The sequence below is a fragment of the Streptomyces sp. NK15101 genome, from assembly GCF_020400725.1.
GTDB lineage: Bacteria > Actinomycetota > Actinomycetes > Streptomycetales > Streptomycetaceae > Streptomyces.
On sequence record NZ_JAINVG010000089.1, the window covers coordinates 22893 to 31587 of the forward strand.

Below are 8695 nucleotides of genomic sequence, written 5' to 3' on the forward strand. Positions count from 1 at the left end.
CTACTCCCCCGGCTTGATGAGATAGCCGGCACCGCGCCGGGTGTGGATCATCGGCGAGCGGCCCGCGTCGATCTTCCGGCGCAGGTAGGAGATGTAGAGCTCGACGACGTTGGCCTGGCCGCCGAAGTCGTACGACCAGACCCGGTCGAGGATCTGCGCCTTGCTGAGCACCCGCCGCGGATTGCGCATGAGGTAGCGCAGCAGCTCGAACTCGGTCGCGGTGAGGTGGATGGAGTCGCCGCCCCGGGTGACCTCGTGACTGTCCTCGTCGAGGGTCAGGTCCCCCACGGCGAGCAGTGACTCGCTGCGCGTCTGCGCGGCCCCGGACCTGCGGATGAGGCCGCGCAGCCGGGCCACGACCTCCTCCAGGCTGAAGGGCTTGGTGACGTAGTCGTCACCGCCGGCGGTGAGCCCGGCGATGCGGTCCTCTACGGCGTCCTTCGCGGTCAGGAAGAGCACGGGGACGTCGGGCAGTTCGCGGCGGATCGAGCCGAGCAGGCTCAGCCCGTCGACGTCCGGGAGCATGACGTCGAGGATGACGGCGTCGGGCCGGAACTCGCGCGCGGCGCGGAGGGCGGCGGCCCCGTCCCCGGCGCTGCGGACCTGCCAGCCCTCGTAGCGCAGGGCCATGGAGAGCAGCTCGGCGAGCGAGGCCTCGTCGTCGACGACGAGGACCCGGACGGCGGTCCCGTCGGCGCGGAGCATGTCGGCGTGGGTGCCGGGGCGGGCGCTGGTGCTTCGCGTGGTCACGGTCATGACTCCCACGGTGGGGGCCGCCGCTGAGAGGCCTCTTTCCCTTTCCTGTGAATTCCCTGAGAAAGGCTCTCAGGGCCCTTCGGGCGGGCGGCTGCTCACCGTTTCACGTGAAACATCGCGGCTCCGTTCGCGTACAGGACCCGCCGGAGCCAGTCGTCGCCGAGCCCGAGGCGTTCGAGGGCGTGGAGCTGGTGGCCGTACGGATACGGGATGTTCGGGAAGTCCGAGCCGAGGAGGATCCGGTCGCCGAGGTCGAGGAGCCGCTTGCGCTCCCCCTCGGGGAAGGGCGCGAGCCGCTCGCTGAAGTCGGTGAAGACCATGGTGGTGTCGAGGTGGACGCCCTCGTACCGCTGGGCCAGGTCGAGGAAGTCGCCGTACTCCGGCATCCCCATGTGCGCGACGATCACCCGCAGCCTCGGGTGCCGGGCCAGCAGCCGCCACATGGGTCCGGGCCCGGTGAAGTTCCCCGGGACGGGCCCGGAGCCGCAGTGCACGACGACGGGGGTGCCGCTGTCGGCGAGGGCTCCCCAGGAGCTGTCGAGCTCGATGTCGGTCGGGTCGAAACCGCCCACCTGGAGGTGCACCTTGAAGACCCGGGCGCCGGCGTCGAGCGCCCGGTGGACGTACGCGCCGACGCCCGGCTCGGGGAAGAGGGTCGCCGTGTGCAGACAGTCGAGGGTGCGGGCCGCGAAGTCGGCTGCCCAGGAGTTCAGCCAGGCGGCCATGCCGGGCTTGTGCGGATAGAGCATCGCGGTGAAGGCGACCACGCCGAACCCGCGCAGGAGGGCGAGCCGGCGCTCCTCCTCCTCGCGGTAGGTGATGGGCCACTCCACCCCGGCCGGCGGCCCGACGGCGTCGAAGTACGCCCAGACCTTGTCGAGGACGTTCTGCGGCATGAAGTGCGTGTGCACGTCGACGAGGCCGGGGATCCCGAGCCGCTCGACGAGGGCCGGGATGTCGATGGCCGGAGCGTCGACGGCTGGAGCGTCGACGGCCGGGGCGTCGACAGCTGGAGCGTCGACGGCCGGAGCGTCGACGGCCGGGGCGTCGTCACTCGCGCTCAAAGCCGTAGCTCCGCTCGACCTTGCCGATGTGGACGCTGTAGCTGTCGTACCAGTGCTTCCGGCCGTGCGCCTTGGCGGCCTGGTGCTCGGCGTGGAGGCGCCAGGCGTCGAGTGACTCCAGGTCGCGGAAGTAGGCGACGGTGATGCCGATGCCGCCGGGGGTGCGGGCGGACTCGTAGCCGAGGAAGCCGGGGATCTCCCGGACGACCTCCTGCATCCGGGCGGAGGTCTCGGCGTAGCCCTCGGGGGCGTCGGGACGGACCGAGGTGAACACGGCGGTGTAATAGGGCGGTTCGAGGCCCGCCACCAGCTTCGGGGTCATGTGATCACCCTCGTCGGGGCGGCGGCGGGATGTCCACGGCGCCCCGGGAAAGGGATCCAAGACTTTACGAAGCGGGGAGGGCTCAGAAGAGCCCCTCCTGGGCGCTCCCGGCCACCGGCACCGCCGCCGTCACCGGCACCGAGAAGCCCTCCTCCTCCCCGGCGGCGGCGAGCATCCAGCCACGCATGAGCCGGGTGTCGAGGACGAGGCAGCGCCCGTCGGGGGCGAGGAGGTGCAGGTCGGGCCCGGCGGCGGCCAGCAGCCGGCCGGTGACGACGCCGCCGCCGACGAGCTCGCCGACCGTGCCGTCGAGGCGCGGCAGCCCGTCGAGACGGAACGCCCCCGCATGGTCCCGTGCGGCGAACTCCAGCGGCTCCAGGGTCTCCGTCCAGCCGCCGACGGCCCGCGCGAGCCGGTACAGCTCCTCGATCTCGCGGGCCCGGTCCTCGGCGGGCGGCAGGGCGTGCCGGGCGGCCCGCTTGCGCTCGTACGCCACCCGGTCGGGCACGCCGAGGGCCTGCCGCAGCACCTCCTCGGTGCGCCGGGCGGCCATCAGCGGGCCCCGGCCGAGCCAGCTGAAGACGACGGCCCCCTGCTCCAGGAGCCGGGTCTCGCCGCGGGCCTCGGCGGTGATCCCGACCTTGGTCATCCCGGGTCCGAACCAGGCCAGGTAGACGCGGTACGGCTGCGGGTCGTCCGCGACGGTGTCGGCCGCGACGGAGTGCGCCCGGTCGAGCCGCGCGCACTCCGGACACCGACCGCCGGTGGACCGGCCGGGCACGACGGCCTCCAGGGGGCAGGGGTTGCCCCGGGCGCCGGGGCACCGGCGGACGCCGACGGTCCGGAAGGCGAGCCGCTGCCCGTAGGTGAGCGCGCTGACGCGCCCGCCCCGCCACCGCAGCCCGGGCGCTCCACCGGTCCAGTCGATCCCCCGAGGCCACCACTCCACGCCGCCGCGCCTCCCTATGCTCCCCGGATGCCCTCCAGTCTCCGTCACATCCGCTTCCAGTCCCCGGCCAGAAGCCCGCGGGGCCACCATCCCGGCGTCTTCGGCCTGGCCAACGCGCTGGCCCGGGAGGGAAGGCTCTCCCCCGAGGAGTGGACGGTCTGGCGCGCGTCGAACGACTGGTACGACGCGCACTTCCCGAACCCCTCGGAGGCGGACCCGACGGTCTACGACCCGGCCGTGAACCCGGGTGCCGCCGCCTGGTTCCGGCCGACGGCGACCGAGGCGCTGGCCCGGGTCGCCCCGTACCTGCGCATCCTGCGGGACCACGGCGTGCCCTGCGTACGCCTGGAGTCGGCGGACCCGGGCCGGATCGTGTACGCGGACGCGTACCAGGTGGTGGCGGTGGGCCCGGTCGGCCCGTGAGGACCGGCCGGGCCCGGCGGACCGGCGCAGGACGGTGGGCCGGCACAGGACCGGCGAACCGGGCAGGCCCGGCGGACCGGCGCAGGCCGGTGGGTCGGCACAGACCCGGCGGACCGGCGCAGGACCCGGAAACCCGGTCCGGCGGCAGCGCGTCACGGCAGGACGTAGATGCGGGTGCCGTCCGGGGCCGGGGTGCCCACCTCGCGCATGCAGCCGCGTTCGAGGAGGCGGCGGACGCAGTCCCGGACGCGTTCGCCGGAGAGGCCGGTGCGGCGGGTGACGTCCTGGGGCCGGTAGCGCACCCCGCCCCGTACGAGCGCGGGCGCCAGGCAGGAGGCGACCGTCCGCACGTCCCCCGTGATGGCCCAGGACTCCACGAGCTCCTGCGGCGTGAGGGCGACGACGGCGCCGGCGCGCTGGCGGGGCACGGCGAGCCTCTCCAGGGAGTCGGCGACCCTGGAGAGGCTCTGCCGGGTCTCGCGGAGCAGCTCCGCGTACTCGGCGTGCTCCACGTACGCGGCGGTCTGCTCGTCGAACCGTCCCTCGAGCCGTACGAGGACGTCGACGAGCTCCGGCGGCAGCAGGAACCCGGCTTGCACCGGCGAGGGTTCGAGTCCGTATCCGCCGTACCGCTGGACCGCCGCCACGACCCCCGCCGTCCACGCCCGGAACGGCCCGGCCTCCGGTCTCCGGCACGCCCCGACGAGCTGCACGAGCCCCTCCAGGCTCACCATCCGGGTCGACGCCCGGATCCCGGTGGACCGGCCGGGGGACCCCGTGCCCCCGTCGAGCTCCCGTGCGGCCGCGAGGCACTCCTCGGGCAGGGTCACCGTCCGCAACGCCTCCCGCGCCCCCGCATATCCGAGGCGCTTCGCCACGTCCACCACCGGGAACCAGTGGGTCCCGTCCGGCGCGGTCAGCCGCCGCAGGGGCGCTCCGGTGGCGACGTGCACCAGGTCATCGATGTCGATCGCGTCCATCGATCATCACCTCCGCCACGCAAGCTAGGCCGAGGGCATATTCAACTGACATGCAAATCAGACAGGTTCACCCAAAAGGGGAGGGTTCTCGGCGATTCACCCGAGAACCCTCCCCTCCGTCCGCGTCCTACTTGGCGACGAACTGCGTGAGGATCGCCTGCACCTCGTAGATGTCGACCCCCTTCGTGAAGGTCTTCTGGATCGGCAGCTGGCTGCCCGAGATCCAGATCTTCAGCTCGGCGTCCAGGTCGAAGGTGCCGGCCGTCTCGACGGCGAAGTGCGTGATGCTCCGGTAGGGGATCGAGTGGTACTCGACCTTCTTGCCGGTGATCCCCTGCTTGTCGACGAGGACGAGCCGCCGGTCGGTGAAGAAGATCGTGTCGCGGATCAGCAGGTACGCGGCGTGCACCTGCTCCCCCTGGCCGAGCAGCCGCGCGAAGTCCTGCTGCGCCTGTGCCGGATCGATCGCGTGCGCGTTTCCGAAGAGCGCCATGTCCCAAACCCCCGCATCCGATGAGAAAGAAAGATCATCCGACCCTAACTCCCTTTCCGGAGAACCCGCTACGGTCCCGCGGGCCTGCCGTCGCGCACTCCGCCGGACTAGGATCCGGACCATGGTGCTGACCATGGACGACGTGGACCGGTTCGAGGCCGCCAGGCCGCGCCTGGAGGCGATCGCCTATCGCCTCCTCGGTTCGGCGAGCGAGGCCGAGGACGCCGTGCAGGACACCTTCCTGCGCTGGCAGGCCGCCGACGTCGACCGCATCGAGGTCCCCGAGGCCTGGCTGACGAAGGTCCTCACCAACCTCTGCCTCAACCAGCTCACCTCGGCCCGCGCCCGGCGCGAGACCTACGTCGGCGAGTGGCTGCCCGAGCCGCTCCTCGCCGGCGACCCGATGCTCGGCCCCGCCGACACCGCCGAGCAGCGCGAATCGGTCTCGTACGCGGTCCTCGCCGTCATGGAGCGCCTCTCCCCCAACGAGCGCGCGGTGTACGTGCTGCGGGAGGCCTTCGACTACCCGCACCGGGAGATCGCCGAGATCCTCGACATCACCGAGGCCGCCAGCCAGCAGATCTTCCACCGCGCGAAGAAGCACGTCGCCGCCGGCAAGCCCCGCACCGAGATCGACGAGGCCGAGGCCCGGCGGATCGTCGAGGAGTTCCTCGCGGCGGCCACGAGCGGCCGCACCGAGCCGCTCGTACGGCTGCTCACGGGAGACGCCATCGCCATCGGCGACGGCGGCGGAAAGGTCCCGGCCCGCGCCAAGGCGTTCGAGGGCGCCCTCGCGGTCGCGAAGTTCATGCGGGGCCTCTTCAAGCCCGGCGTCGCCAAGCGGAACGCGGTCGGCGGCTCGCCCGACGTCTACGCGACGACCGCCAACGGCTCCCCCGCCGCCGTGGCCGTGCTGGACGGCCGGGTCGTCGGCATCATGTGCCTGGAGGTCACCGCCGAGGGCATCACCGCCTTCCGCAACCAGGTGAACCCCGACAAGCTCGAACGCGCGACGAGGCAGTGGGCGGCCTCCGACCACGGCGCGCCCCTGGTGGAAGCCGCCTTCTGATCACCTGTGACCCACGCCACACTCCACTCCTGTCAGGAATCGTCGGGCTGCCCGGTTCAAGGGTCGACACCGCGTGAGACAGGAGCAGGCACATGCAGCAGCACCGGATCATCGTCCTCGGGGCCGGCTACACCGGAGCCATCGCCGCCGGGCGCCTCGCCAGGCAGCTCCACCGCGAGGACGTCGCCATCACCCTCGTCAACGCCGAGCCCGACTTCGTCGAGCGCGTCCGGATGCACCAGCTGGCGGTCGGCCAGGAGCTCCCGCACCGGCCCTTCAGCGAGATGTTCGCGGGCACGGGCGTCGAGCTGAAGCTGGCGACGGTGACGGCGGTCGACGCCGAGCGCCGGACCGTCTCCGTCACCGCCGCGGGCGGCACCGAGGAACTGGAGTACGACACCCTCGTCTACGCCCTCGGCAGCGGCTGGAACACCCAGGGGGTCCCCGGCACCGCCGAGCACGCCCACGAGATCGCCAGCCGCCCCGGAGCGCTCCGGCTGCGCGAGCGCCTGGCCGCCCTGGAGGCCGGACGGTCCGTGGTCGTCGTCGGCGGCGGCCTCACCGGCCTGGAGGCCGCGACCGAGATCGCCGAGGCCCGCCCGGACCTCGCCGTCACGCTCGCCGCCCGCGGCGGACTCGGCGACTGGCTCTCGGACAAGGGCCGGCAGCACGTACGGAAGGTCTTCGCCGGCCTCGGCATCACCGCGCTCGAACACACGGCGGTCACGGGCGTCGAGGCCGACCGGATCACCACGGCCGACGGCGGGTCCGTCCCGGCCGCGGTCACCGTGTGGACGACCGGCTTCGCGGTCCACCCGATCGCACGGGCCACCACCCTGGAGGTCACCGACAACGGCCAGATCGTGGTCGACAGGACGATGCGCTCGGTCTCGCACCCGGACGTGTACGCCGTCGGCGACGCGGCCCTGGCCATGGGCCCGGGCGACAAGCCGCTGCGGATGTCGTGCGCCTCGGGCACCCCCATGGCCTGGCAGGCGGCCGACGCCATCGCGGCCCGCCTCACCGGCGGGAAGATCCCGAAGACGCCGCTGCGCTACTTCAACCAGTGCATCTCGCTGGGCCGCAGGGAAGGCCTGATCCAGTACGTCACCGCCGACGACCGCTCCGTCCGCGCCGCCCTGACGGGCCGGCTCGCCGCCGGCTACAAGGAACTGATCTGCAAGGGCGCGGCCTGGGGCGTGGCCCACCCGAAGCTCGGCTTCCGCACCCGCCCCCGCCGCGTCGTCACCCCCCGCCCGACCCCCCTCCGGGCCACGGCCTGACCCGCCCGCGGCCCGGGCGCCCCCCGGGAGCGCCCACCGCGGCCCCCGTCCGGCGGGGATGCGAGGATCGGCGGCCCGGGAGCACCCTGAGACGTTCTGCCGCCAGGGGGAAGCCATGACGACGCGGGTCGCCGAAGACCGACAGGACCACCGTCCCGGTGCCGACCGGGACGGGAGACGCGGCGCCGGGCCCCGGGCCCTGCTGTTCGCGGCGACCGCGCTCGCCGCCGGAGCCGCGGGAGTGGCCGGCGCCCTGCTGCACCGGTGGGCCACCGCTCCGGACACGTCCGCGGTCGACGCCCGGGCCGCCGCGTTCGCCGAACACCTGCGGGGAGACCTGAACGCGGGCTTCCACTCCGGGGGGCAGCCCCACGGGGGGAAGTTCACGGAGGGCACGCTCGTCGCCCGGGCCGGGTCGCACGGCGGAGTGCCGCTGAGCGCCCGGCACCGGCCCGCCGGCGGCACCCACACGGCAGAGGTGATGCTGGGGCTGGTGCCGCCGGACGGAGAGACCGTCGCCGCGGACGCCTATCCGGTCCGCTGCTACCGCTACACCTTCGGCCGCGGTCCCCACAGCGTGGAACAGTCCGACATGCCGTGCCCGACCTCGCGGACCGACGGCAGGCCCGGCAGCCTCACGGCCCAGATGGGCGCGCTGCTCGCACAGGGCCCCACCGGCCCGTCCGCCCACCGGCGGACGGCGACCGCGGGATACGCGCACACCCCGCGGGGCGCCCTGAAGTTCCTGAAGGAGAAGGGCCTGATCGCCCCCGGGACCAAGGTCGCCGGGATCTCCGGCCAGGCCGCCGGCGCCGGCGTGTACGCCCTGTCCCTCCGCATCGACGGCGCCTGCCACTACCTGCGCATGGACCCCTCGCCGACATCGGACCTGGTCCCCCTGTGGCCCGCCCGGGCCGACGAACAGGAAACCCGCACCGCCCGACAGGCGGCGACCGCCGCCACCCTCTACGGGGTCGACCCGGCGAAGCTGGGGTGACCACCCAACGCCAGAGGCCCCGAAGGACCCTGCCGAAAAGGTCGGTTGCCGGCGGTCGCTGCGCTTCGCCGCCGTACGCCCCCACAACGCAAGAGGCCCGGACTCTCGTCCGGGCCTCTTGTCTGTGTGCACTCGGCAGGATTCGAACCTGCAACCTTCTGATCCGTAGTCAGATGCTCTATCCGTTAAGCTACGAGTGCTTGTCTTTAGTTCTTGTCTCCGTTTCCCGGCCCTTTCGGCCCGCTGTCCCGGCGACAGGAAGAACATTACATGAGTCCCGCCGTCATGTGAAATCCATTCCCCACACCCGTTGTGACCTGCGAAAACGCCACGGCGGGGGCGGGGTGGGGGTCGGTGGG

General features: G+C 73.0%; 10 protein-coding genes and 1 tRNA gene. 4 read left to right on the forward strand and 7 right to left on the reverse strand.

What is annotated here, in order from left to right; all coding sequences use genetic code 11:
• The 4 genes from K7G60_RS32185 to K7G60_RS32200 all read right to left on the reverse strand — a co-directional run bounded on the left by K7G60_RS32185 (position 1) and on the right by K7G60_RS32200 (position 3091).
• The gene (locus K7G60_RS32185) at positions 1-756 is read right to left on the reverse strand and encodes a response regulator transcription factor (RefSeq protein ID WP_374115719.1); all 756 of its coding nucleotides are present in this window, start codon (positions 754-756) and stop codon (positions 1-3) included.
• A 95-nt stretch (positions 757-851) separates the two neighbouring features.
• A complete protein-coding gene (locus K7G60_RS32190; protein ID WP_225804506.1) occupies positions 852-1718 on the reverse strand; it encodes an amidohydrolase family protein in 867 nt (288 codons plus the stop codon).
• An 88-nt stretch (positions 1719-1806) separates the two neighbouring features.
• Entirely contained in the window at positions 1807-2142 is a 336-nt protein-coding gene (locus K7G60_RS32195) for an antibiotic biosynthesis monooxygenase (RefSeq protein ID WP_225804496.1), read from the reverse strand.
• Positions 2143-2224: 82 nt separating this feature from the next.
• The gene (locus K7G60_RS32200; protein ID WP_225804497.1) at positions 2225-3091 is read right to left on the reverse strand and encodes a DUF2797 domain-containing protein; all 867 of its coding nucleotides are present in this window, start codon (positions 3089-3091) and stop codon (positions 2225-2227) included.
• Positions 3092-3118: 27 nt separating this feature from the next.
• Between K7G60_RS32200 and K7G60_RS32205 the strand changes: the two genes are divergently transcribed.
• The gene (locus K7G60_RS32205; RefSeq protein WP_225804498.1) at positions 3119-3514 is read left to right on the forward strand and encodes a hypothetical protein; all 396 of its coding nucleotides are present in this window, start codon (positions 3119-3121) and stop codon (positions 3512-3514) included.
• Between the two features lie 152 nt (positions 3515-3666).
• On the opposite strand, the gene K7G60_RS32210 is transcribed toward K7G60_RS32205, so the two are convergent.
• Positions 3667-4494, reverse strand: a complete 828-nt coding sequence (locus tag K7G60_RS32210) for a BRO family protein (protein ID WP_225804499.1) — start codon at positions 4492-4494, stop codon at positions 3667-3669.
• A gap of 127 nt (positions 4495-4621) precedes the next feature.
• Entirely contained in the window at positions 4622-4987 is a 366-nt protein-coding gene (locus K7G60_RS32215; protein WP_030685515.1) for a PH domain-containing protein, read from the reverse strand.
• Positions 4988-5108: 121 nt separating this feature from the next.
• On the opposite strand from K7G60_RS32215, the gene K7G60_RS32220 reads away from it, so the two are divergent.
• The 3 genes from K7G60_RS32220 (at position 5109) to K7G60_RS32230 (ending at position 8336) form a co-directional block, all read left to right on the forward strand.
• Positions 5109-6056 carry an RNA polymerase sigma-70 factor gene (locus K7G60_RS32220; protein ID WP_225804500.1) on the forward strand — a complete coding sequence of 316 codons (948 nt, stop codon included), beginning with the start codon at positions 5109-5111 and terminating at the stop codon, positions 6054-6056.
• Between the two features lie 92 nt (positions 6057-6148).
• Positions 6149-7339 (forward strand): NAD(P)/FAD-dependent oxidoreductase, encoded by a 1191-nt coding sequence (locus K7G60_RS32225; RefSeq protein WP_225804501.1) that lies wholly within the window; start codon positions 6149-6151, stop codon positions 7337-7339.
• 115 nt (positions 7340-7454) lie between these two features.
• A complete protein-coding gene (locus K7G60_RS32230; RefSeq protein ID WP_225804502.1) occupies positions 7455-8336 on the forward strand; it encodes a hypothetical protein in 882 nt (293 codons plus the stop codon).
• A gap of 127 nt (positions 8337-8463) precedes the next feature.
• On the opposite strand, the gene K7G60_RS32235 is transcribed toward K7G60_RS32230, so the two are convergent.
• Positions 8464-8536, reverse strand: a tRNA-Arg gene (locus tag K7G60_RS32235).
• Positions 8537-8695 lie beyond the last annotated feature (159 nt).

Excerpts from the sequence above, each read along its gene's own strand:
- K7G60_RS32210 (WP_225804499.1), bottom strand. The coding sequence starts at position 4,494 with ATGGACGCGATCGACATCGATGACCTGGTGCACGTCGCCACCGGAGCG.
- K7G60_RS32215 (WP_030685515.1), bottom strand. The coding sequence starts at position 4,987 with ATGGCGCTCTTCGGAAACGCGCACGCGATCGATCCGGCACAGGCGCAG.
- K7G60_RS32185 (WP_374115719.1), bottom strand. The coding sequence starts at position 756 with ATGACCGTGACCACGCGAAGCACCAGCGCCCGCCCCGGCACCCACGCC.
- K7G60_RS32230 (WP_225804502.1), top strand. The coding sequence starts at position 7,455 with ATGACGACGCGGGTCGCCGAAGACCGACAGGACCACCGTCCCGGTGCC.
- K7G60_RS32195 (WP_225804496.1), bottom strand. The coding sequence starts at position 2,142 with ATGACCCCGAAGCTGGTGGCGGGCCTCGAACCGCCCTATTACACCGCC.
- K7G60_RS32205 (WP_225804498.1), top strand. The coding sequence starts at position 3,119 with ATGCCCTCCAGTCTCCGTCACATCCGCTTCCAGTCCCCGGCCAGAAGC.
- K7G60_RS32220 (WP_225804500.1), top strand. The coding sequence starts at position 5,109 with ATGGTGCTGACCATGGACGACGTGGACCGGTTCGAGGCCGCCAGGCCG.
- K7G60_RS32225 (WP_225804501.1), top strand. The coding sequence starts at position 6,149 with ATGCAGCAGCACCGGATCATCGTCCTCGGGGCCGGCTACACCGGAGCC.